This is a genomic window from Ideonella sp., from assembly GCF_041287625.1.
Taxonomy (GTDB): domain Bacteria; phylum Pseudomonadota; class Gammaproteobacteria; order Burkholderiales; family Burkholderiaceae_C; genus Ideonella.
Window position 1 is genome coordinate 29,439 of the sequence record NZ_JBGGNH010000019.1, and the last position, 21,692, is coordinate 51,130.

20 protein-coding genes are annotated in these 21,692 nt (G+C 68.4%); 11 read left to right on the forward strand and 9 right to left on the reverse strand.

Annotated elements, in window-relative coordinates:
• Positions 1 to 14: 14 nt before the first annotated feature.
• The 3 genes from ACAH41_RS07380 to ACAH41_RS07390 all read left to right on the forward strand — a co-directional run bounded on the left by ACAH41_RS07380 (position 15) and on the right by ACAH41_RS07390 (position 2,564).
• Positions 15 to 827, forward strand: a complete 813-nt coding sequence (locus ACAH41_RS07380) for a hypothetical protein (RefSeq protein WP_325649214.1) — start codon at positions 15 to 17, stop codon at positions 825 to 827.
• Positions 824 to 1,192, forward strand: a complete 369-nt coding sequence (locus ACAH41_RS07385; protein ID WP_325649215.1) for a hypothetical protein — start codon at positions 824 to 826, stop codon at positions 1,190 to 1,192. The genes ACAH41_RS07380 and ACAH41_RS07385 overlap by 4 nt, the downstream gene beginning before the upstream one ends.
• 103 nt (positions 1,193 to 1,295) lie before the next feature.
• Positions 1,296 to 2,564: a putative Na+/H+ antiporter gene (locus ACAH41_RS07390; protein WP_325649216.1), complete on the forward strand. Its 1,269-nt coding sequence runs from the start codon at positions 1,296 to 1,298 to the stop codon at positions 2,562 to 2,564.
• Here the strand turns inward: ACAH41_RS07390 and ACAH41_RS07395 are convergent.
• From ACAH41_RS07395 to xdhA, 5 genes are all read right to left on the reverse strand, one after another.
• Positions 2,551 to 3,741: an MFS transporter gene (locus ACAH41_RS07395; RefSeq protein WP_325649217.1), complete on the reverse strand. Its 1,191-nt coding sequence runs from the start codon at positions 3,739 to 3,741 to the stop codon at positions 2,551 to 2,553. The two genes, ACAH41_RS07390 and ACAH41_RS07395, sit on opposite strands and share 14 nt — an antisense overlap.
• A 109-nt stretch (positions 3,742 to 3,850) precedes the next feature.
• A complete protein-coding gene (locus ACAH41_RS07400; protein ID WP_325649219.1) occupies positions 3,851 to 4,624 on the reverse strand; it encodes a sulfite exporter TauE/SafE family protein in 774 nt (257 codons plus the stop codon).
• A gap of 252 nt (positions 4,625 to 4,876) precedes the next feature.
• Positions 4,877 to 5,692, reverse strand: coding sequence for a xanthine dehydrogenase accessory protein XdhC (xdhC, locus tag ACAH41_RS07405; protein WP_325649221.1), 816 nt, complete (start codon positions 5,690 to 5,692; stop codon positions 4,877 to 4,879).
• A 2-nt stretch (positions 5,693 to 5,694) separates the two neighbouring features.
• On the reverse strand, positions 5,695 to 8,043 hold the full coding sequence (gene xdhB, locus ACAH41_RS07410) for a xanthine dehydrogenase molybdopterin binding subunit (protein ID WP_325649222.1): 2,349 nt from the start codon (positions 8,041 to 8,043) through the stop codon (positions 5,695 to 5,697).
• A 10-nt stretch (positions 8,044 to 8,053) separates the two neighbouring features.
• On the reverse strand, positions 8,054 to 9,559 hold the full coding sequence (gene xdhA, locus ACAH41_RS07415) for a xanthine dehydrogenase small subunit (RefSeq protein WP_325649223.1): 1,506 nt from the start codon (positions 9,557 to 9,559) through the stop codon (positions 8,054 to 8,056).
• Between the two features lie 62 nt (positions 9,560 to 9,621).
• On the opposite strand from xdhA, the gene ACAH41_RS07420 reads away from it, so the two are divergent.
• From ACAH41_RS07420 to ACAH41_RS07455, 8 genes are all read left to right on the forward strand, one after another.
• Entirely contained in the window at positions 9,622 to 10,605 is a 984-nt protein-coding gene (locus ACAH41_RS07420) for a LysR family transcriptional regulator (RefSeq protein ID WP_370538238.1), read from the forward strand.
• Positions 10,602 to 11,927: a guanine deaminase gene (guaD, locus tag ACAH41_RS07425; protein ID WP_325649227.1), complete on the forward strand. Its 1,326-nt coding sequence runs from the start codon at positions 10,602 to 10,604 to the stop codon at positions 11,925 to 11,927. Before ACAH41_RS07420 ends, guaD begins: the two co-directional genes overlap by 4 nt.
• 226 nt (positions 11,928 to 12,153) lie before the next feature.
• Positions 12,154 to 13,011, forward strand: coding sequence for an outer envelope protein (locus ACAH41_RS07430; protein WP_325649229.1), 858 nt, complete (start codon positions 12,154 to 12,156; stop codon positions 13,009 to 13,011).
• A gap of 63 nt (positions 13,012 to 13,074) precedes the next feature.
• The gene (locus ACAH41_RS07435) at positions 13,075 to 14,607 is read left to right on the forward strand and encodes an ABC transporter ATP-binding protein (RefSeq protein WP_325649231.1); all 1,533 of its coding nucleotides are present in this window, start codon (positions 13,075 to 13,077) and stop codon (positions 14,605 to 14,607) included.
• Entirely contained in the window at positions 14,594 to 15,715 is a 1,122-nt protein-coding gene (locus ACAH41_RS07440; protein ID WP_325649233.1) for an ABC transporter permease, read from the forward strand. Before ACAH41_RS07435 ends, ACAH41_RS07440 begins: the two co-directional genes overlap by 14 nt.
• Before the next feature lies 1 nt (position 15,716).
• Positions 15,717 to 16,637, forward strand: coding sequence for an ABC transporter permease (locus ACAH41_RS07445; RefSeq protein ID WP_325649235.1), 921 nt, complete (start codon positions 15,717 to 15,719; stop codon positions 16,635 to 16,637).
• A gap of 46 nt (positions 16,638 to 16,683) precedes the next feature.
• Positions 16,684 to 17,850, forward strand: coding sequence for a BMP family ABC transporter substrate-binding protein (locus ACAH41_RS07450; RefSeq protein WP_325649237.1), 1,167 nt, complete (start codon positions 16,684 to 16,686; stop codon positions 17,848 to 17,850).
• A gap of 130 nt (positions 17,851 to 17,980) precedes the next feature.
• A complete protein-coding gene (locus ACAH41_RS07455) occupies positions 17,981 to 18,544 on the forward strand; it encodes a hypothetical protein (RefSeq protein WP_325649239.1) in 564 nt (187 codons plus the stop codon).
• Positions 18,545 to 18,556: 12 nt separating this feature from the next.
• On the opposite strand, the gene ACAH41_RS07460 is transcribed toward ACAH41_RS07455, so the two are convergent.
• From ACAH41_RS07460 to ACAH41_RS07475, 4 genes are all read right to left on the reverse strand, one after another.
• Complete coding sequence (locus ACAH41_RS07460) at positions 18,557 to 18,925, reverse strand: 4Fe-4S binding protein (RefSeq protein WP_325649241.1); 369 nt, start codon at positions 18,923 to 18,925, stop codon at positions 18,557 to 18,559.
• A 113-nt stretch (positions 18,926 to 19,038) separates the two neighbouring features.
• Positions 19,039 to 19,548 (reverse strand): GNAT family N-acetyltransferase, encoded by a 510-nt coding sequence (locus ACAH41_RS07465; RefSeq protein WP_325649243.1) that lies wholly within the window; start codon positions 19,546 to 19,548, stop codon positions 19,039 to 19,041.
• A 4-nt stretch (positions 19,549 to 19,552) separates the two neighbouring features.
• Positions 19,553 to 20,752, reverse strand: coding sequence for an FAD-dependent oxidoreductase (locus ACAH41_RS07470; protein ID WP_325649244.1), 1,200 nt, complete (start codon positions 20,750 to 20,752; stop codon positions 19,553 to 19,555).
• Positions 20,753 to 20,821: 69 nt separating this feature from the next.
• Entirely contained in the window at positions 20,822 to 21,586 is a 765-nt protein-coding gene (locus ACAH41_RS07475; RefSeq protein ID WP_325649245.1) for an IclR family transcriptional regulator, read from the reverse strand.
• Between the last annotated feature and the right edge of the window lie 106 nt (positions 21,587 to 21,692).

Sequence of the window (21,692 nt, forward strand, 5' to 3'; positions counted from 1 at the left end):
GTCAGAGCTGGACCATGTCCCGCCTGATGCGCAAAGCCCTGCCCATGCTGCTCGCTGCGTGCACCGCTGCCGTGTGTGCGCAGTCGCCGCCGGGGGCTGAGGTGCAGAAGGTCACGGTGACCGGCGCGGCGCGGCATTCGGTCGAGAAGTCCTTCCGCAAGATGGTGCATGGCATGGACTTCTTCGAGCAAGCCAAGGCCAGCCTCGCGCCGCAGGCCGCGCTGCGTTTCAAGCTGCTGCCGCGCAAGCCCGGCACCGACATGGACCACATCGTGCTCGAAGTGATCGGCTCGTCGTTCGATTACAAGGTGCCTGTCGCGCCGGACCACACGTTCGTGCTGGAACGCAACCGCCTGGCGATGGAAGAGGACGCCGTCGTCTCGCCCAACCGCCGCAGGCTCAGCATGACCTGGCGCACCGACATCCGCACGCCGGGCCTGCCGCCCGACACCCGCCGCCTGGGCGACCTGCGGCTGGAATGCCTGGTCGGGCTGAAGGCGGACCTGGTGTCGAACAGCAACCCGTTTGCGCTGATCGCCGACCTGTTTGCCGACAGCCGGCGCTACTGCGAGCGCAAGGACGCCAAGTACCTGTTTTTTGCCGAGAGGCCGCTGTTCAGCGTGACGCTGGTGGCGGGCGCACGTCGCGAAGTCCTGCCCATTGACCAGCTCTACGCCGGCGCCAGCGACGACCCGGGCCTGAAGCAGGACCTGCCCTACTGCGACTGCGAAGTGCTGGTGGACCGCACCTACTTCCTGCCGCTGGGCGACCACAGCTGGCCGGACGACACGCGGGTCGAATTCGAATACATGGACGACAGGCCATGACGCGGTCTCTGTTGCCCCTGCTGCCCCTGTGGCTGTCGGCCTGCCTGTTCACCGGCTGCGCCGGCACCGGCCTGTTCGAACGTTCGCCGCAAGGCCCGGGCGCGGCGCACGGCATGGCCGGGCAAGCCCTTGCGCCACAGGCCGCGCTGGACTTGCTCAGCGTCGGCAGCAGCCGCAAGGCGGAGGTTTCCGCGGCGCTGGGCCCGGCCATCGTCATCCCGTTCGACAGCGGCGACGCGGTCTGGGTCTACCGTTGGCCGGGTGCCGACCGAACGCCGCGCGCCGCGACCGAACTGGTGCTGCTGTTCGACGCTTCCGGCCTGTTGACCAAGGCCCGGCTGCGGCCAGGCCATCCCGGCGTGTGAACAGGGCAAAGCTACCATCGCGGCTCCGCTTTGTCGTCGTGCCCGCCTCGCCTTTGTTCATGCTGATCCCAACGAACTCGATTCCCCCAGTCGCGGTTGCGCCATGAACGCAGCGGTTGTCATGCAATGGGTGGCTGCCGCGGTGTTTGCATTGGCCTTGCTGCACACCTTCTCGACCAAGTTTTTCGAGCGGCTGGCGCAGCGCTCGCCGCGGCATGCCGGCATCTGGCATTTGCTGGCCGAGGTCGAGGTGGTGTTCGGCTTCTGGGCCATGCTGCTGATGCTGGCGATGTTCGCGCTTCAGGGCAGCGAACAGGCCACCGCCTACATCGATGGCCGCAACTTCGGCGAGCCGATGTTCGTGTTCGCCATCATGGTGATGGCCGGCACCCGGCCGGTGCTGCAGGCCTGTGCGGCGCTGGTCAGGTTGCTGGCGGCGCTGCTGCCGCTGCCACGCGCGCTGGCCGGGTTTTTTGTCACCTTGTCCGTGGTGCCGCTGCTGGGCTCGTTCATCACCGAGCCGGCGGCCATGACATTGGCAGCGCTGCTGCTGCGTGACGGCAGCTGCAACGCCGCTGCATCGACCCGGCTCAAATATGCCGCGCTTGGCGTGCTGTTCGTCAACGTCTCGATTGGCGGCACGCTGACTTCTTTTGCCGCGCCGCCGGTGCTGATGGTGGCCGAAGTCTGGCACTGGGATTCGCTTTACATGCTGAGCCACCTGGGCTGGCGCGCGGCGCTGGCGGTGCTGTTCAACGCGGCGCTGCTGGCCTGGTGTTTCCGGCGCGAGCTGGTGGCCATGGCCAAGCCGGTGTCCGGGCCCGTCACCGCCGATGCACCGGTGCCGCTGGCGATGATGGCAGCGCATGGGCTGTTCCTGCTCGGTGTGGTCGTGTTTTCGCATCATCCGGCGGTGTTCATGGCGCTGTTCCTGTTTTTCCTCGGTTTCACCCATGCCTACGAGCGCCACCAGAGCCCGCTGATCTTGCGCGAGGCCCTGCTGGTGGCGTTTTTCCTGGCCGGGCTGGTGGTGCTGGGCGGGCTGCAGCAATGGTGGCTGCAACCGTTGCTGCTGCGCATGGACGACACCGCGATCTACTTCGGCGCCACGGCATTGACGGCGGTGACCGACAACGCCGCGCTGACCTACCTCGGCTCGCTGGTGCCGGGCCTGAGCGAGTCATTCAAGCTGGCGCTGGTGGCCGGCGCCGTGACGGGCGGTGGCCTGACGCTGATCGCCAACGCACCGAACCCGGCCGGTGGCGCGATCCTGCGAGACAGTTTCGAGGGCGGTGTGATCAATCCGCTGGGCCTGCTGCTGGCAGCGGTGCCGCCGACGCTGGTGGCGATGCTGGCCTTCAGATGCTTGTAGCCGGGGCTTTCAGCAGTGCCGCCAGGCCTGCGCCGGCCACGGCGATCATCAGCAGCGGCATGCCCCAGCCAGGCGCCAGGCTCAGTGCCAGTCCGCCCAGCATGGGCGCGGCCATGCCGCCCAGCGTGTAGCTCAGCACCAGCACGGCCGTGGTGTTGACCAGCGCCACGCCTTGCTCGCGGTGGCCGATGTCGACCATGGCCAGCGTGTACAGCGCGCCGCCGGCGCCGCCCCACACAAAGGCGATGGCATAGGCCAGCGGCGGCCAGCCCGGTGCCAGCGGCAGCAGGAGGCAGGCGCCCAGCGTGATCGCGGCGCAGCCCAGCAGCACGCCGCGCAGCGACCAGCGGTCCGCCAGTTCGCCTACCGGCACCATCACCAGCGCGCTGCCGGCCCCGCTGGCCGAGACCAGCAGCGCGGCCATGCCGGCGCCAAAGCCGGCTGACAGCCCGTACAGCGGCAGCAGGCCCGAGGTGCCGGCCTCGAAGAAGCCGCCCACCGCACCGGCCAGCATCAGCACCGGCCGCTGGCGCATCGCGCCGAGGATGCCGCGCCAGCCAGGCGGCGGCGCGTCTTCGTGGTGGTGGCTGGTCAGCGCCGGCACCGCGAAGCTCAGCAGCAAGCCCAGTGCGGACAGCGCCACCGCCGTCCAGCGCGCAAGCTGTGCCGCGGCGCCCTCGGTGCCGATGAAGGCCAACAAGCTGGGGCCGAGCACGAAGGTGCAGCCCACCATGGTTTCGTACAGCCCGACGATGCGGCCACGCCGCGCAGCGGGTGCCAACTCGGCGACCGTGGCTTCGGCGACGATCCAGCGCAGCGAGCCCGCCGCGCCGCCGATCACGCCCAGCAGTGCCCAGCCTGCCGGCCAGGGCGTGAGCACCGTCAGCGTGAGCGTGGCCAGCGGCACCGCTCCGCTGAGCAGCAGCGCGCCGCGCATGCCCAGCCGCGCGACCCAGCTGCCGGCAAACGGCGTGGCCACCGCCAGGCCCAGCCAGTTGGTGGCCGCCAGCAGGCCGACCAACGCGTCGTTCAGCCCCATGCCCTTGGCGGTGAACAGCAGCAGCGGAAAGAACATGAACAGCCCGCTCAGCTCGCAAAAGGTCGACGCGAAGATGGCGACCAGGCCGCGGCGCAGCTGGGCGGGCGAGACGGCGGGCGAGGGCAAAGGCGTGGTCAAGGTGATGGGGCGGCGGGTTGGGGCCGCGATCTTGCCAGCAAGGGCGGCGTGCCTGCCTCGGCCATGAAAAAAGGGACCCGAAGGTCCCTTTGGTGGCATTGAGCGGCGCTCAGACCGACAGCATCTTCACGGCGACCAGGCCCAGCACGATGGCGATCGCGTAGCGGATCAGCGTCAGCGGGGCACGCGTGCTGATCAGCGAGCCGATCAGCACGCCGGGGATGGAGCCCAGCAGCAGGCTGACCAGCAGGTCGTAGTTGACGTTGCCCATGCTCAGGTGGCCCAGGCCGGCGATCAGCGCCAGCGGAATCGCGTGGGCCAGGTCGGTGCCGACCAGCTTGTTCGAGCTCAGGCGCAGCGGATAGAGGTAGACCAGCATCACGGTGCCCAGCGCGCCGGCGCCGATGGAGGTCAAGGTGACCAGCACGCCCAGCACCACGCCGGCGACCACGGTCAGCACAGGCTGCACGTTCTTGAACTTCTCCGAGTCGCCGACGCGAAAGTTCTTGCCAATGGCGTGCAGCTTCTCCTTGAACAGCATGCCCAGCGCGGTGATGATCAGCGCGATGCCGACCGCCTGGATGATGAAACCGTTCTTGACCTGATGGCCGCCGCTGAAGGTCATCCAGGCCAGCGTCAGCGCAGCGGCGGGCAGGCTGCCCCAAGCCAGGCGCTTGACGATTTCCCAGTCCACCGTGCCGTGGTTGTGATGCACGGCGGTGCCGAACATCTTGGTGATGGATGCATACAGCAGGTCGGTGCCGACGGCGGTCTGCGGCGCGATGCCGAAGAACAGCACCAGGATGGGGGTCATCAAGGCGCCGCCACCGACGCCGGTGATGCCGACGATGGTGCCTACCAGCAGCCCGGCGATGGAATTCATGCCATCAATGTGCATCGCAGTACCTCGAAACCTTCGATCGATTCGGGGCCGCTGCACAGAGCGGCCAACTGAACTCATTCTCGCATTCGGCATCTGCAAATGCAGACCCCGAATAACGACCCCCCTAAAAGATTTAGTGACTGAATTGGCAAGCGATCCAGCCTTTTACCTTGCAAGGGGGCGGCGGCGATTCACGCCGATCCGCTGACATCGGCGTGTTTCGGCGTGGACTTAAGGCCGGAACAGTCCTGCCTACCGCGGCGCGCTCAGCTGCAGTAACTGAGCGGCGATAGCGATCGCGATGACCTCGGGCGCCTTGCCTTCGATGCCGGGCAGGCCGACCGGGCTGACCAGGCGGTCCAGCCGCGCTTCGGGCACGCCGCGCTCGCGCCAGCGCCGCAGGAAGCCGGCCTTCTTGCTGGCCGAGCCGATCAGGCCCAGGAAGCCGAAATCCCCGCGCCGCAGCACCGCCTCGCAGATGCGGAAGTCCAGCGCGTGGCTGTGCGTCATCACCAGGAAAAAAGCGCCAGCGGGCGCATCGGCCACTTCGGCCTCGGGTTGATCGCTGGCGCAGCAGCGCAGGTGGGCCGGCAGCGGCGTGGCCGGAAAGCCGTCCTCGCGCTCGTCCACCCACAAGGCCTCGCAGGGCAGGTCCGCCAGCAGCTTGACGATGGCACGGCCCACGTGGCCGGCGCCGTGCAACTGCAGGTGAAAGCGCGGCGGCTCGCTGGCCCAGTTGGCCAGGCTGGCGCCGTCCAGCGGGAAAAAGCGCAGCGTCAGCGCGCCGCCGCAGCACTGGCCGAGCGACGGGCCCAGCGTGACCGGCCAATCCCACGCGGCCAGCGGCCGGCCGACGGCTTCCTTCAGCGCCGCCTGGGCGCGCGCAATCGCCTGCCATTCCAGGTGTCCGCCGCCAATCGTGCCAGCCACTTCGGCGGCAGAAACCAGCATGCGCGTGCTGTCCTCGCGCGGCACCGAGCCTTTGACCCGGGCGATCTCCACCCACATCGCCGGGCGGCGCTGCTGCAGCCAGCGCTGGGCCAGTTCCCGCAACGCCAACGGACCCATGCTCAGTTCACGCTGCGCACTGCGCGCAGCAGCGCCTCGGGCGTGGCGGGCGCGCTCAGCGCGGGCTGGCAGCCCGGCGCGCCGCAGGCGGCGGCCGCGTCGCGCAGCGCGAGGAAGACCGAGAAGCCCAGCAGCAGCGGCGGCTCGCCCACGGCCTTGCTGCGGTGGATGCTGTCCTCGACGTTGTCGCTTTCGTACAGCCGCGTCGTGAACGCGCCTGCCGCGTGTGGCAGGTCGTTCGCGGTGGGGATCTTGTAGGTGGACGGCGCGTGCGTCAGCAGCTTGCCGCTCTGCGGGTGCCACACCAGCTCCTCGCTGGTCAACCAGCCCATGCCCTGCACAAAGCCGCCTTCGACCTGGCCGATGTCGATCGCCTGGTTCAGCGAGCGGCCCACGTCGTGCAGCAGGTCGGCGCGCAGAAGCCGCCATTCGCCGGTCAGCCGGTCCAGCAGCACTTCGCTGACGGCTGCGCCATAGGCGAAGTAGTAGAACGGCCGGCCGGTCAGCGTGTCGCGGTTCCAGTGCAGGCCGGGCGTGGCGTAGAAACCGTCGGACCACAGCTGCACCCGCGCCACGTAGGCTTGCTCGACGATGGCGGCAAAAGCCTCGTGCTGGCCGTCCGGCCCCAGCACCGCATTGCCCTCGAAGCGCACCTGGTCGACCGCCACCTGCCAGTGCGACGCGGCCACTTCTGCCAGCCGCTTCTTCAGCTTCTGCGCGGCGTCCAGCGCGGCCTTGCCGTTCAGGTCGGCGCCGGTGGAGGCGGCAGTGGCGGAGGTGTTGGCGATCTTGCTGGTGTCGGTGGCGCTGGCGCGCACGCGGGCCAGCGGCAGGCCCAGTTCGTAGGCGACGACCTGCGCCACCTTGGTGTTCAGGCCCTGGCCCATCTCGGTGCCGCCGTGGTTCACCAGCACCGAGCCGTCGCGGTAGATGTGCACGAGCGCGCCGGCCTGGTTGAAGTGGTTGACGTTGAACGAAATGCCGAACTTCACCGGCGTCAGCGCCAGGCCTTTTTTCAGCCACGGGCTGTTGGCATTGAACGCGGCCACCTCGGCGCGGCGCGCGAGGTAGTCGCTGCTGGCGACCAGCTCGTCGGTCAGTGGCGCGATGATGTTGTCGACCACAGTCTGCAGGTAAGGCGTCACGTCGCGCCCGCTGCCGGCCTGGCCGTACCAGTTGGCCTGGCGCACCACCAGCGGGTCCAGGCCCAGCTGGCGGGCGACCTGGTCGATGATGAGCTCGATCACCAGCGCGCCCTGCGGCCCGCCGAAGCCGCGGAAAGCGGTGTTGCTCTGCGTGTTGGTGCGCGGCAGGAAGCCGTGGATCGCCACGTCCGGCAGCCAATACGCGTTGTCCAGGTGGCAGATGGCGCGTGTCAGCACCGGAGGCGACAGGTCGGCCGAGTGGCCTGCCTGGCCCAGCATCGTGACTTCGACGGCGAGCAGCTTGCCGCTGTCGTCGAAACCGGCCTGCCAGTCGAACTCGAAGCCGTGGCGCCGGCCGGTGATCAGGAAATCGTCGTCGCGGTCCACGCGAAGCTTGACGGGTCGGTTCAGCTTCTTCGCGGCCAGCGCTGCCACGCAGGCGAACAGCGCCGACTGCGACTCCTTGCCGCCGAAGCCGCCGCCCATGCGCCGGCATTCGACCAGCACCTGGTTGGCGTCCAACTGCAGCGCATGCGCGACCATGGCCTGCATCTCGCTCGGGTGCTGGGTCGAGCAGTGGATCTTCAGCCCGCCGTCGTCCTGCGGCAGCGCGTAGCTGATCTGGCCTTCGAGGTAGAACTGCTCCTGCCCGCCGAGGCTGAACTGGCCGGAGCGCTGGTGCGGCGCCGCCGCCATCGCACCGGCCACGCCACCGGGGTGCGTGCTGCGGGTGAGGTGCATGGGCGGCACCACGTATTGGCCGGCGGCGTGCGCGGCCCGCAGGTCCAGCTGGGCCGGCAGCGGTTCGATCTGCAGCACGTCCTTGGCGCGGGCGGCTGCGCGGCGCGCTTCGTCGCGGCTGCGGGCGATCACCGCGAACACCGGCTGGCCGAGGTAATGCACCTCCCGGTCCGCCAGGATGGGATCGTCGTGCACGATGGGGCCGACGTTGTTGTAGCCGGGAATGTCGGCTGCGCTGTAGACCGCCACCACGCCCGGCATCGCGCGCAGCGCCGCGAGGTCGATGCTCAGCAGCCGGCCGTGGGCGACAGGTGACAGGCCGAGCGCCGCGTGCAGCGTGCCGGCGGCTTCGGCAATGTCGTCCACATAGGCCGCGCGGCCCTGCACATGCAGCGCGGCGGATTCGTGCGGCAGCGAAGTGCCAACGACGGTGGTGGCGGCGGACGAGAGGTCTTTCAAGTGCATGTGGCGCTCCTCAGGCCCAGACGCGCAGTTGGTCGACTGCTACCGGGTCGGCTGGCCGTGTGCTCAGCCACAGCCGCTCCAGCAGCCTGGCAGCGCCGAGGCGGCGGTAGTCAGCGCTGGCGCGCAGGTCGGTGAGTGGCGTGAAGTCCTTGGCCAGTGCGGCCTGCGCGGCGCGCAGCGTGGGTTCGGTCCAGGGCTGGCCGACGATGGCAGCCTCGACCGCCGCGGCGCGGCGCACCGTGGCCGCCATGCCTCCAAAAGCCAGGTGCGCTTCGGCCACGGTCTCGCCGTCCAGTCGCAGCGCAAAACCTGCGCTGACGGCCGAGATGTCGCAGTCGAAACGTTTGGACAGCTTGTGCGCCTGCACCTGCCAGCCAAGCTGCAGCGTGGTGAACGGCACCTGCACGGACTCGACGAACTCGCCGGGCTGCAGCTGGTTCTTCATGTAGTCCAGGTAGAAGGCCTGCAGCGGCAGCTCGCGCGTGGCCTCGCCACGGCGCAGCCGCAGGGTGGCGCCCAAGGCCATCAGCGCCGGCGGCGCGTCGCCAATTGGCGAGCCGTTGGCCAGGTTGCCCACCAGCGTGCCGGCATGGCGCACCGGCGGGCCGGCGAAGCGGCGGAACATTTCGGAGAGCGACGGCCAGCGTGCCACCAGCGCCGCCCAGCCGTCTTCCAGCGTGACGGCCGCGCCAATGCGCAGTCCGCCCGCGTCTTCTTCGATGCGCCGCAGCTCGGCCACGTCGCCCAGGAAGATCAGCTCGCCCAGGTCGCGCATCTGCTTGGTGACCCACAGGCCCACGTCGGTCGCGCCGGCCACCAGCCGTGCGGCGGGTTTGTCGGCGCGCAGCGTGGCCAGCTCGGTCAGCGTGCGGGGGCTGTGCGGCGCCGCGGGTGCTGCCTGCAAGGCCAGCAGTTGCTCGCGCAAACCAGCCAACGGCAGGCGCGGCGTGGGCTGCGCGAGCATCGCCTGCGCAGCGTCCAGGATGGGCCTGTAGCCGGTGCAGCGGCACAGGTTGCCGGAGAGCGCGTCGGCCAGCTCGACACGGCCAGGGCAGGGGCCTTGGCTCATGTTCTTGCAGGCCTGGCGTTCGTGCTCGGCCGAGAGGGTCATCACGAAGCCCGGCGTGCAGAAGCCGCACTGCGAGCCGTGGTGGTCCAGCATCGCCTGTTGTGCCGGGTGCAGCGTGCCGTCGGCCTGCGCCAGGTCTTCCACCGTCAGCAGCGCCTTGCCATGCAGCGTGGGCAGGAAGCGTATGCAGGCGTTGACCGGGCGGATCGCCAGGCCTTCGCTGAGGACGGCGCGGCTGCCGGCCGGCACGGTTTCGGCCAGTTCGGCAACCAGCACCGTGCAGGCGCCGCAGTCGCCCTCGGCGCAACCTTCCTTGGTGCCGCAGGCCTGGGCGTCTTCGCGCAGCCACTGCAGGACGCTGCGCGTGGCGGGCGCGCCGGTCACGCTGACCGGCTGGCCGCGGAAGACAAAGCGCAGTGGCGCGGAGTTTGAAGTTTCGGCAGTCATCTGGCGCAAGACCTTACGCCGGCGCGGCGCAGTTTGAATACGATCTGGCCCATGAGTTGCATATGTTGTGCCGTATGACGCGGCCGCCGGATTTCGCCAACATCGACCTTCATCTCGTGAAGGTCCTGCACACCGTGATCACCGACCGCAGCGTTTCGCGCGCCGCCCTGCGCCTGGGCAGCACCCAGCCCCAGGTCAGCGCCCAGCTCAAGCGCCTGCGGGTGCTGACGGGCGACGCCTTGCTGGTGCGTGCCGGCACCGGGCTGGTGCCCACCGAAGCGGCGCTGGCGCTGGTTGGCCCGGCCGAGCGGCTGCTGAAGGAGGCCGACACCTTGTTCGGCTCGGCCCGCGTCGGCCGCGGCTTCGATCCGGCCACCGCCGATGGCGTGGTCAACCTGGCCGCGTCCGATTACCTGGACCCGCTGTTCCTGCCGCGCCTTGTCGGCACGCTGCAGCAGCTCGCGCCGCGGCTGCAAGTCGCCTTGCATCCGCTGTCTGCCGACTCCGACTACCGCCGCAAGCTGGCCTCCGGTGAGGTGGACCTGGTGGTGGGCAACTGGCTGCAGCCGCCGGAGGAATTGCACCTGGGCCGGCTGATGTCCGACGAGGTGGTCTGCCTGGTGGCCGCGGAGCACCCGGCCGCGAAGAGCCCGCGCAGCTGGACGGCCGCGCGCTACCTGGACAGCGACCACATCGCACCGACGCCGCTGCACCCCGGCGCGCGCGGCGTGATCGACGATTTCCTGGCGCTGCAAGGGCTGTCGCGCCGCGTCACGGTGCGCTGCGCGCACTTCAGCCTGGCGCCGGCGATGGTGGCCGCGAGTCGCTTGGTGCTGACGACGGGCCGGCAGTTCTGCGAGCGATACATCAGTCAGCTGCCGCTGCGCATCGTGCGCTGCCCGGTGGCCTTTCCCGCCATGGCTTATTACCAACTCTGGCACGACCGCACGCATGCGTCTGCCGCGCAGCGCTGGCTGCGCGAGCAGGTGCGCGACACCGCCCGCGCACTGGCCGGCGAAGACAACCCCTCACGGAGCCGCGCATGAGCGTCCCTCAAAGGCTGGCGCTGCACGGCGACCTGCTGGACTTCACCGGCGCACCCGCGCTTGGCGAAGAGGCCTGTGCCGACGTGCGTTTCCGGCCGGACCACTGGCTGCTGGTCGAAGGCGGCCGCATCGTTGGCGCGCAGCCTGAGGCGCCGGACGGCAGCTGGCAACGCGAGCTGCACGCCGGTCGGCTGATCCTGCCGGGCTTCATTGACACCCACGTGCACTGCCCGCAGCTGGACGTGATTGCCAGCTATGGCGCCACGCTGCTGGACTGGCTCAAGACCTACACCTTCCCGGCCGAGCAGCGCTTTGCGGATCCGCAAGTCGCACGCGTCGGCGCCGAGCTGTTCCTCGACGCCTTGCTGGCCAACGGCACCACGGCGGCGGTGGTTTTCCCCACGGTGCACCCGGTCTCGGTGGACGCATTGTTCGAGGCCGCGAGTGCGCGGCAGATGCGCATCATCAGCGGCAAGGTGCTGATGGACCGCCATGCGCCGGCAGGACTGAGTGACGATGTGGAGGGTGCCCGGCGCGACTGTGAAGCCTTGATCCAGCGCTGGCACGGCCAGGGCCGCAACAGCTATGCGCTGACGGTGCGCTTTGCGATCACCAGCACGCCCGAACAATTGGCGATGGCCGGCGAACTGATGCGCGCCGACCCCAGCCTCTACATGCAGACCCACGTGGCCGAAAACACCGAGGAAGTGCGCTGGGTCGCCGAGCTGTTCCCGGAGGCGCGCAGCTACCTGGATGTCTATGACCAGGTGGGCTTGCTGACGCCGCGCGCCGTGCTGGCGCATGGCATCTGGCTGGACGACACCGACCGCGCATTGCTGCGCGACACCGGTGCCCACATTGCCTTTTGTCCGAGCAGCAATCTGTTCCTCGGCAGCGGCCTGTTCGACTGGCAGGCCGCGGTGGATGTGGGGCATGGCGTGTCCATGGCCAGCGACGTGGGCGGCGGCACCAGTTTGTCGATGCTGCGCACGCTGGCTGAGGGCTACAAGGTGCAGGCGCTGCGCGGCACCCGGCTCACGGCCTGGGCGGCGCTGCATGCCGCTACGCGCGGTGCGGCGCTGGCGCTGGGGCTGGAAGAAGAGATTGGCAGCTTCGAGCCCGGGCGCATGGCGGACCTGGCGATCTGGGATTGGGCGGTGGGCCCGGTTGCGGTGCACCGCGATGCGGTGGCACGCGGCGAAGTGGTGCCTTTGCCTGCACAAAGCCTGCACGCGCGGGTGTTCGCCTGGATGACCCAGGCCGACGACCGCAACTTGGCGGCAGCCTATGTCGCTGGGCAGCCCCGCTGGCGGCGGGGTTGATGCGCGGCGTTTGAGGCACCGCAAAACGAGGAGCGGTGAGGCAAGCAGCGCGGCATGGTCCTTGCGTTTGTATACACCTGCGCATACTCATTGCCCTTCAGCGGGTTGGGTGACTGACGCGGCCTCTGCGATCCGGGGGCCAGTGGCCACAGTCCCCGCCCGTTTGAACCCCGGTTTTCACTCCCCGTTTTCACCTTCCCTCTCACTGACAAGACAGGAACCCACCATGCAGTTCTCGACTTCCCGCCTGGCCCTTGCTGCGCTGCTGGCGCTGGCCACCGTTGGCGCCCGGGCCGCCGACTGGAGTGACACCTCGATCGGCTACCGCTACGGCAGCAAGTTCGCCGAGCCCTTTGGCGAGAACACCATCCACAAAAGCATCATCGACCTGAACCACGCCAGCGGTTACAGCTACGGCACGAACTTCTTCAACGCCGACTTCCTGGTCTCGGACAAGTCCGACCCGTCCAGCCCCGGCTCCAGCAATGGCGCGACCGAGGCCTACATCGTCTACCGCCACACGCTGGACCTGTCCAAGCTCAGCGGCAGCAAGCTGTCCTGGGGCGTGATCCGCAACCTGGGGCTGACGGCGGGCTTCGACGTCAACGTCAAGGACGACGCCGGCTACAACTCCAGGAAGCGCATGCTGGTGGCTGGCCCGACGATGATGTTCGACGTGCCGGGCTTCCTGAACGTGAGCTTGCTCGAACTCTGGGAAAGCAACGCGCCGTACAACGAATTCACCCGCAGCGGCGTGTCGCGCTACAGCTACGATGCCCACCCGATGCTGACGGCAGCGTGGAGCATTCCGCTGGCCAAGGGCGTGCCGCTGACCTTCGAAGGTTTCGCAAATTTCATTGCCGGCAAGGGCAAGAATGAATTTGGCGGCGAAACTGCACCCGAGACCAACATCGACGCGCAGATCATGTACGACGCCGGCACGCTGATGGGCGCACCGGGCAAGTTCAAGGTTGGTGTCGAGTACCAGTATTGGAAGAACAAGTTCGGCAACTCGTACAAGGGCGCTGCCGGTGACGGCGCCTTCGCGAAGACGCCGATGATCCGCGCGGAATACCATTTCTGATCGCCCACGGGCCGGGACCGGTTTTCGGTTCCCTGGCCCGTTTCTGGCTCAGGCGTCTTCATCATGCTTCGACTCGAACTCACCGGCATCACCAAGCAGTACCCCGCGGTGCGGGCGAACGACGGCATCCACCTGAAGGTGGCGCCTGGGCAGATCCATGCGGTGCTGGGTGAAAACGGCGCGGGCAAGTCCACGCTGATGAAGATCATCTACGGCGCCACCCAGCCCGACGCCGGCCAGATGCAATGGAACGGCCGCGAGGTGCAGGTCGCCAGCCCGGCCCAGGCGCGTGCGCTGGGCATCAGCATGGTCTACCAGCACTTCTCGCTGTTCGACACGCTGACGGCCGCCGAGAACGTCTGGCTGGGGCTGGACAAGGCGATGGCGCTGCCCGAGGTCACCGAGCGCATCGGCCAAGTCGCGCGCACCTACGGCCTGGACGTGGACCCGCTGCGGCCGGTGCATTCGCTGTCGGTCGGCGAGCGCCAGCGCGTGGAGATCGTGCGTGCGCTGCTGACCAACCCGCAGCTGCTGATCCTCGACGAGCCCACTTCGGTGCTGACGCCGCAGGCGGTCGAGAAACTGTTTGTCACGCTGCGCCAGCTGAGTGCCAACGGCACCAGCATCCTCTACATCAGCCACAAGCTCGACGAGATCCGGGCCTTGTGCCACCACTGCACCGTGCTGCGCGGCGGCAAGGTCACCGGCGAGGTCGACCCGACGCAGGAAACCAATGCCAGCCTGTCGCGCCTGATGATCGGCGCCGAGCCGCCGCAGCTGCGCCATGAGACGCGTGCCGCCGGCAACGTGGTGATGGCGGTCAAGGGCTTGTCGCTGCCGCAGCGGGACCCGTTTGGCACCACGCTGAAGGACATCGCGTTCGACGTGAAGGCCGGCGAGATCGTCGGCGTGGCCGGTGTCTCGGGCAACGGCCAGCAGGAATTGATGGCCGCGCTGTCGGGCGAAGACACACGCGCGCCGGCCGGCAGCATCACGCTGTTCGGCAAGGACATTGCCGGCCATTCGCCGCGCAAGCGCAGGCATGAAGGCCTGCACTTCGTGCCCGAGGAACGCCTGGGCCGCGGCGCGGTGCCCACGCTGAGCCTGGCGCAGAACACGCTGCTCACGCGCACCGAAGCAGTGTCCAAAAGCGGCTGGATCGCGACCGACAGGGTGCGCCAGCTGGCCGAAAACATCATCGCCCGTTTCAACGTCAAGGCCGGCGGCCCGGGTGCTGCGGCCAAGAGCCTGTCGGGCGGCAACCTGCAGAAATTCATCGTCGGCCGAGAGATCGACGCCGGCCCGAAGCTGCTCATCGTCAGCCAGCCGACCTGGGGTGTGGACGTGGGCGCCGCGGCGCTGATCCGCGGCGAGCTGCTGAAGCTGCGCGACGCGGGTTGCGCGCTGCTGATCGTCAGCGAGGAGCTGGACGAATTGTTCGAGATCAGCGACCGGTTGATCGTCATCGCCCAGGGCCGCATGTCGCCTCCGGTGCCCGTCGCGCAGGCGACCATCGAGCAGATCGGCGAATGGATGAGCGGGTTGTGGACCTCGGCGGACAAGCATGTCAAGGAGACTCGCCATGCTGAAGCTTGAAGCCCGGCCGCAGCCGTCGAAGCTGATGTCCTTTGCCAGCCCGCTGCTGGCGCTGGTCATCACTGTGGTGATTGGTGTGGGCCTGTTCGTGCTGCTGGGCAAAGATCCGCTGCGCGGGCTGCAGATGTTTTTCGTCGAGCCGGTGAAGAACCTCTATGGCGTGGCCGAGCTGTCGGTCAAGGCCACGCCGCTGATCCTGATCGCGCTGGGCCTGTCGGTCTGCTACCGCTCCAACGTCTGGAACATCGGTGCCGAGGGCCAGTACATCTTCGGCGCGCTGGGCGGCGGCTGGGTCGCCATGCAGGCGGGTGCCGGCACCGAATGGATGGGCCACTTCTACGTCGTGCCCATCCTCGCGGCCGGCGTGCTGGCCGGCATGTTCTGGGCCGCCATCGTGGCGCTGCTGCGGGACCGCTTCAGTGCCAACGAGATCCTGGTCAGCCTGATGCTGGTCTACGTGGCGGACCTGCTGCTGGGCTGGCTGGTCAACGGTCCCTGGCAGGACCCGGAAGGCCACAACTTCCCGCAGACCATCACCTTCCTTGCGCAGACCAAGATCCCGCGCCTGGTGCAGGGCCTGCGCGCCAACATCGGCGTCGTGGTGGCGCTGGTCGCCGTGGCGGGGTTCTGGGTCTTCCTGTTCCGCACCTACCGCGGCTTTGCGCTGCAGGTCGGTGGCCTCGCGCCCGCTGCGGCCAAGTACGCCGGCTTCTCGTCGCGCGGCGCGCTGTGGCTGGCGCTGCTCATTTCCGGTGGCATGGCGGGCCTGGCCGGTGCGCTGGAAGCCGCCGGCCCGCTGGGCCAGCTCACGCCGTATGTGCCGGCCGGTTACGGCTTTGCGGCCATCATCGTCGCGTATGTGGGCCGGCTGCACCCGGTGGGCATCATCTTCTCGGGCATCCTGATGAGCATGTTCTACATCGGCGGCGAGCTGGCGCAGTCGCGCCTGGGCCTGCCCAAGGCACTGACCGGCGTGTTCCAGGGCCTGCTGCTGTTTTCGCTGCTGGCCTGCGACACGCTGATCTTCTACCGCCTGCGCTCGCACCATCCCGCGCCCCATCCGACGCCGGCACCGCGCGGCGCCGCTGCAGTCACCAAGGAGGCATGAGATGGACGGCCTTGCACTCCTCCTGGCTGCCACGTTGAACGCGGGCACCGCATTGGCCATCGCCGGCATTGGACTGTTGATCAACGAACGTGCAGGCGTCATCAACCTCGGCGCCGAGGGCCTGATGCTGGTGGCCGCCATCGCCGGCTTCGCGACCACGGTGCACACCGGCAGCAGCTGGCTGGGCTTCGGCGCCGGCATGCTGTCCGGCGCGGTGCTGGCTGCACTGTTCGGCCTGCTGGTGATCTGGCTCAACACCAACCAGGTGGCGACCGGCCTCGCGCTGAGCCTGTTCGGCGGCGGCTTCTCGGCCTTCCTGGGCATCCGCTATGTGCAGGAAAAGCTGGGCGAGCAGCCGCAGTTCAGCATCCCGGTGCTGGGCGACCTGCCGTTTGTCGGCCCGGCGCTGTTCCGCCAGCATCCGATGGTCTACATCGCCATCGTGCTGACCGCGCTGTTGGCCTGGTTCCTCTACCGCACCCGGGCCGGCCTGGTGCTGCGCGCGGTGGGCGAGTCGCCCGAGTCGGCGCACGCGCTGGGCTACCCGGTGCGCCGCATCCGGCTGGCGGCGGTGGCCGTGGGCGGCGCGATGTGCGGGCTGGCGGGTGCCTACATCTCGGTCATCTACACGCCGCTGTGGGTCGAAGGCATGATTGCCGGCAAAGGCTGGATCGCGCTGGCGCTCACGACCTTCGCCACCTGGCGCCCGGCACGGGTGTTGCTCGGTGCCTACCTGTTTGGCGGCGTGACGATGCTGCAGTTCTACCTGCAGGGCAACGGCGTGCACATTCCCGTGCAGTTCCTCGGCATGCTGCCCTACCTGTCGACCGTGGTCGTGCTGGTGCTGATCTCCAGCAATGCGAACTGGGTGCGCGCCAACATGCCCGCCTCGCTCGGCAAACCGTTTTTCCCCGGCTCCTAGTCGGACCTTTTCTTCCCTGGCAACCCACTTCAAGAGAGAAGCGCCCATGACCCTGATGACCAAGCGTTCGCTGCTCCAGCTGTCCAGCTGGACGACCCTTGCCGCTGCTGCGGCCCTGGTCGGCTGCGGCAAGAAGGAAGAAACGCCGCCGCCTGCGGCTGCCGAGCCGGCTTCGGCTGCTGCACCGGCCCCCGCCAAGCCCGAGCCGCTGAAGATTGCCTTCGCCTACCTCGGCCCGGCCGGTGACCACGGCTGGACCTATGCGCACGACACCGCGCGCAAGGCCATCGAAGCCGAATTCGGCGACAAGATCCAGACCAGCTTCGTCGAGAACGTGCCCGAGTCGGCCGACGCGGAACGCGTTTTCCGCGACATGGCCACGCAAGGCAACAAGCTGATCTTCGGCACCAGCTTCGGCTACATGGAGCCGATGCTGAAGGTCGCGGCCGACTTCCCGGATGCGAAGTTCGAACACGCCACCGGCTTCAAGCAGAGCGCCAACCTGCGCAGCTACGACAGCCGCAGCTACATGGGCGCCTACATGGCCGGCATCATCGCCGGCAAGATGAGCAAGTCCAACGTGCTGGGCGTGGTCGGCTCCATTCCGGTGCCTGAAGTCATCCGCAACATCGACGCCTACACCCTGGGCGCCCTGAGCGTGAACCCGAAGATCAAGACCAAGGTGGTCTGGGTCAACAGCTGGTTCGATCCCCCCAAGGAAACCGAAGCCGCGCAGTCGCTGATCAACGGCGGCGCCGACGTGCTGCTGCAGAACACCGACTCCACGGCCGTGCTGCAGACCGCCGAGAAGAACAAGAAGTTCGCCTTCGGCTGGGACAGCGACATGTCCAAGTTCGCACCGACCGCCCACCTCGCCTCGGCCATCATCAACTGGACGCCTTACTACAAGAAGGCTGTCCAGGAGACGCTGGACGGCAGCTGGAAGGGCAGCACGGCGACCTGGTGGGGTGTCAAGGAAGGCGCCAACGACATCGTCGCGATCAGCGACCAGGTGCCGGCCGACGTGAAGGAACTGGTCGCCAAGACCAAGGCCGGCCTGGCCGACGGCAGCGTCGACATCTTCAAAGGCCCGCTGGTGGACAACACCGGCAAGGAAATCCGCAAGAAGGACGAAGCCAGCGACGACAAGTTCCTCGGCGGCCTGAACGTCTACGTCAAGGGCGTCGAAGGCAAGGTGCCGGGCGCGAAGTAAACGCCTGCGGTCTCGGCCACAGTCTCTGCAAAGCCGCCCGCGCAAGCCGGCGGCTTTTTCAATGGTGGCGGCACTTCGGCACTGGCGTGCCGATAGCATGCCGCTTCCTCTACTGCCCCTTCAACAGCCCATGCGCCTGCGTTTCTCCATCCGCCCGCTGTCCCTTGCTGCACTGCTGCTTGCCAGCACCGTCAGCCACGCCGCCGAGACCTGCGAGGCGCAGTTGCAGGCCCGCCTCGCGACCGACCTGGCATTGCCATTCCAGGCCTTCGACCAGACCGATGGCCAAGGCTTTCGTGCCCTGTCCGAGGCCGGTTGCCACAAAGAGGCCGGTGACCTGATCGAGCGCTACATCGCAGCGAACGGGCTGGTGCACCCGGTGCTCCCATGGCACTTGGCCCAATCTCGCGCGCAGGACGGGCAGTACGCCGAAGCCATCGCCGCCGCGCGCCAAACCCTCAAGCCCAGCGAAGACTTCGCGGCCAATCCCATGCGATGGAACGACTACGCGCTGGCCTCCATCGCCTTCTGGCAACGCGACAAGGCCGCGCTGATCGCGCACCGGGATAAGGTCGCCGAAGGCGCCGCGGACTTCATGCCCAACCAGCTCAACCTGCGCCTGCTGGACAACCTGATCGCCAACTTCGACCTGAGCTACAAGGACGCGCTGGCGAAGTTGAAGAAAAAGGCCTGAGCGAGCTCTGGCTCAGGCAATGGTCTGCACCAGCTGAATCGCCCGTTCAGGGCAGGCCACCACGCACAGGCCGCAGGCGAGGCATGCGTCCTGGCGTGGTGTGTAGGCCGTCTGCATGCCGTGCACGCGCACCTTCAGCCGGGCCATGAAGCCGAGGGCCTGGAAGTCCGCTGGTGCGATGGTGGTCACGTCGAACACGTTGTACGGGCAGACCTCCACGCAGTCGCCCTTGCCCTCGCACTTGGCGCGGTTCACGACCGGGATGTATTCGCCCGGCGCGGCTTGGCAGGCCTGGCCCGGCCGGTGCGGATGGGCGGCGGCACGTTTGACCTTGGCGGGGTTGGTGCGTTTGGGAGCGGGTGGGGAGGCGGGTGAGGGCATGTCGAATGGCAGTGGCGCCGCGCAGCGGCTTTGCCAAATTCTCGAGCTGCCCAGGGTGCTGCACGTAACGTTTGATGCCTCGCGCTGCAACGAAAGATTGCAGCGTTGAAACCTCAGCTCAGCCGCTTGCCCATCGTGTGCGACAGCACTTCGTAGCCCAGCTCTTCGTAAAGCTTGCGAGCCTGTTCGTTGAAGGCCCAGACGACCAGGCGCATGTCGGTGGCGCGGTGCTCGCGGGCCCAGTCATCGGCCTGCGCCATCATCGCCCGGCCCAGGCCCATGCCACGCGCCTCGGGGCAGACGCAGACCGAGTTGACGCGGCCGTAGCGCATCGGCTGCAGCAGGCTGTGGCGTTCCTCGATCAGCGACAGCGCGATGAAGCCCAGCGACTGGCCGAAGGCGTCTTCCACCACGAAGATGGCCCGGTCCGCGCCCAGCATGCTGTCCTGCCAGTGCAGGCGGTCGCGCGAGGGCGAGGCCGGCGGCGCAAACACGTCCGGCCAGGCCTGGTGGTGGATCACGTTCAGCTCCTGCGCCAGGTCGCAGACGAGGTCCAGGTCGGCCAGGCTGGCTTGGCGCAGCGTGATGCCTTCGAGCCGGGGTTTGTCGTGGAGCGCTTCCATGGCGTCAGGCCCTCGCGAACAGCATCGCCAGCCGCTGCACCGCGGCTTCGGCCACGGCGCGGTCCGGCGTGGTGTCCTCGTTGTCGAAGTCGCCGTCCACGCCGGCCTGCACCAGGAGCCCGTCGCGGCGCGAGACGACATTCAAGTTGTGGCCGCGCCAGTTCAGGCCATAGCGCACCTCCGGCTGCTGCACCAGGCGTGCGATCTGGCCGCGCACCGGCACCAGGCTGTTGTCGCCCAGCAGCTGGCGCGCGCCGTAGCCGGTGGCGTTGACCAGCGTGCGTTCCTTCAGCGCGGCGAACTGGCGCGGGCTTTCGAACTCGCGGTGCTGGAACTCGCCGCCGTCGCGCATGAACTCGTCCATCAGCATCTGGCTGTAGGCCGGCAGGTTGAAAACCATCTGCGTGTAGCGGCGCGCGAAGGGGACCGGGAACGGATGCTGGTCCGGCGTGAGCGCGACCGAGCGTGGGTGCAGGTCCTTCAGCAGCTCGCTTTCCATCTCGGCGTAGTCGGGCTCGGGGTGAAGCGGCGGCGTGCCGTCGTCCGGCAGGCCCTGGTCGAACGGGATGTCCGAGAGCACGTAGCCCTCGCGCCATTCCACCGGATCGCCCGGCAGGCCCATCATGCGCTGGTAGGTCTGGTGCGACAGCCGCGCCATGGCTTCCCATTGCTGGCGGAAGGCGGGCGTGGCGTGGGCTTCGTCGCAGATGCGCGAGTCCGGTGACCAGACGCCGGTGGCCTTGGACGAGCGCACCTCCGGCGGCAGCTCACGGCAGTAGATCGTCACCCGCAGTCCGACGCGCTGTGCGGCACGCGCGGTGGTCAGGCCGATCGCGCCGCAGCCGATCACCGCGAGGCGCTTTTCCTTCGTGGCGAGTGCCAGGTCCACCGCGAGCCTGGCCGAGCCCCAGGACAGCGACCAGCCGCTGCCGCCGTGGCCGTAGTTGTGCACGACAGTCTGCCGACCGATGCGCTGCGCTTCGATGCGGGGCCCCGCAGCACGGAACGGCCGGGTGCAGACGGTGATGTCGACGATGCGGTCGGTGCGCGCCTGGATCGGCGCCAGCAGCGGCGGCGGCGCAAACGGCGGCTGGCTGACGGCCGCAGCGGCCTGCGCGCTGGCGCGGCTGCTCAGCGAAGCGGTGGACAGGGCGGCCAGCGTGGCGCCGGTGGCGCCGATGAACTGGCGACGTTGCAGGGACATGGACGGGGCCCGCGGAGGAGGTGAGGCCGCGGATTATCTGCGGTACGCCGCCACCGGCGTGCCCACGTTTCATGCCAATGACAGCCCCTGCGTGGCCTGTTTCAACAGCCCGCGCACGGTGTCCAGGTCCGCGCCCACATGGCGGTCGATGCGGCGGATGAACGGGCAGGTCAGCACCGCCAGCGCGTGGCCGTGGGAGTCCAGGACGGGCATCGACAGGTCGATCACGCCAAAGGCCTGCTGGCTCTCGCCCTGCCAGTGGCCCTGCTCGTGCACCCGCGCCAGGATGGCTTGCAGCTCGGTCGCGCCGACGGGTACCTCACCGTCCAGCGCCACGTGCTCGGCCAGCATCTGCGCGCGCCGGGTTTCGGGCTGGAAGGCCAGCAGCACGTGGCCGGAGCCCGTGTCCGCCAGGCTCACGCGCACGCCCAGGCGGATCGACAAGCCCCAGGCGCTGGGCCCGTTGACCTGCGCGACCACGCTGATGTTGCCGCGGTCGTAGATGCCCAGGTGGCAGGACTGCTCTGCCGCCTTGGCAAACGCGTCCATGGCCGGCAGCGCGCGGGTCACCAGCCGCTCGATGGGCGGGTGGCGGTGGCCCAGCACGAACAGCTTCAGGCTCAGCGCGTAGCGGTCGCCCTCCTGCGAGCGGGTCACGTAGTGGCGCACCACCAGGCGCTCCAGCATGCGGTAGATCTCGCTCGGGCTGCGGCCCATGGCCTTGACGATCTCGGCGCGGGTCATGCCCTGCGGCTGCTCGGCCAGCAGTTCGAGGATGTCCAGGCCCTTGTCCAGGGCGGGGGCACGGTAGCGGTCGGTGGCGGGGTCGTTCATGGCGTGCGGCGGTCGAAGGGGCTGGGGTAAGCACTGAGGTCAAAACGCAATCGTATGACTACATTCATTCTCCAATGAACACATTGTTCATCAATGAACGTACTTC

What these genes read in the sequence shown, in the direction of transcription:
- ACAH41_RS07380 (WP_325649214.1), top strand. Translation starts at nt 15, where the DNA reads ATGTCCCGCCTGATGCGCAAAGCCCTGCCCATGCTGCTCGCTGCGTGC.
- ACAH41_RS07385 (WP_325649215.1), top strand. Translation starts at nt 824, where the DNA reads ATGACGCGGTCTCTGTTGCCCCTGCTGCCCCTGTGGCTGTCGGCCTGC.
- ACAH41_RS07390 (WP_325649216.1), top strand. Translation starts at nt 1,296, where the DNA reads ATGAACGCAGCGGTTGTCATGCAATGGGTGGCTGCCGCGGTGTTTGCA.
- ACAH41_RS07400 (WP_325649219.1), bottom strand. Translation starts at nt 4,624, where the DNA reads ATGAATTCCATCGCCGGGCTGCTGGTAGGCACCATCGTCGGCATCACC.
- xdhC (WP_325649221.1), bottom strand. Translation starts at nt 5,692, where the DNA reads ATGGGTCCGTTGGCGTTGCGGGAACTGGCCCAGCGCTGGCTGCAGCAG.
- xdhB (WP_325649222.1), bottom strand. Translation starts at nt 8,043, where the DNA reads ATGCACTTGAAAGACCTCTCGTCCGCCGCCACCACCGTCGTTGGCACT.
- xdhA (WP_325649223.1), bottom strand. Translation starts at nt 9,559, where the DNA reads ATGACTGCCGAAACTTCAAACTCCGCGCCACTGCGCTTTGTCTTCCGC.
- ACAH41_RS07420 (WP_370538238.1), top strand. Translation starts at nt 9,622, where the DNA reads ATGTTGTGCCGTATGACGCGGCCGCCGGATTTCGCCAACATCGACCTT.
- guaD (WP_325649227.1), top strand. Translation starts at nt 10,602, where the DNA reads ATGAGCGTCCCTCAAAGGCTGGCGCTGCACGGCGACCTGCTGGACTTC.
- ACAH41_RS07430 (WP_325649229.1), top strand. Translation starts at nt 12,154, where the DNA reads ATGCAGTTCTCGACTTCCCGCCTGGCCCTTGCTGCGCTGCTGGCGCTG.
- ACAH41_RS07435 (WP_325649231.1), top strand. Translation starts at nt 13,075, where the DNA reads ATGCTTCGACTCGAACTCACCGGCATCACCAAGCAGTACCCCGCGGTG.
- ACAH41_RS07440 (WP_325649233.1), top strand. Translation starts at nt 14,594, where the DNA reads ATGCTGAAGCTTGAAGCCCGGCCGCAGCCGTCGAAGCTGATGTCCTTT.
- ACAH41_RS07445 (WP_325649235.1), top strand. Translation starts at nt 15,717, where the DNA reads ATGGACGGCCTTGCACTCCTCCTGGCTGCCACGTTGAACGCGGGCACC.
- ACAH41_RS07450 (WP_325649237.1), top strand. Translation starts at nt 16,684, where the DNA reads ATGACCCTGATGACCAAGCGTTCGCTGCTCCAGCTGTCCAGCTGGACG.
- ACAH41_RS07455 (WP_325649239.1), top strand. Translation starts at nt 17,981, where the DNA reads ATGCGCCTGCGTTTCTCCATCCGCCCGCTGTCCCTTGCTGCACTGCTG.
- ACAH41_RS07460 (WP_325649241.1), bottom strand. Translation starts at nt 18,925, where the DNA reads ATGCCCTCACCCGCCTCCCCACCCGCTCCCAAACGCACCAACCCCGCC.
- ACAH41_RS07465 (WP_325649243.1), bottom strand. Translation starts at nt 19,548, where the DNA reads ATGGAAGCGCTCCACGACAAACCCCGGCTCGAAGGCATCACGCTGCGC.
- ACAH41_RS07470 (WP_325649244.1), bottom strand. Translation starts at nt 20,752, where the DNA reads ATGTCCCTGCAACGTCGCCAGTTCATCGGCGCCACCGGCGCCACGCTG.
- ACAH41_RS07475 (WP_325649245.1), bottom strand. Translation starts at nt 21,586, where the DNA reads ATGAACGACCCCGCCACCGACCGCTACCGTGCCCCCGCCCTGGACAAG.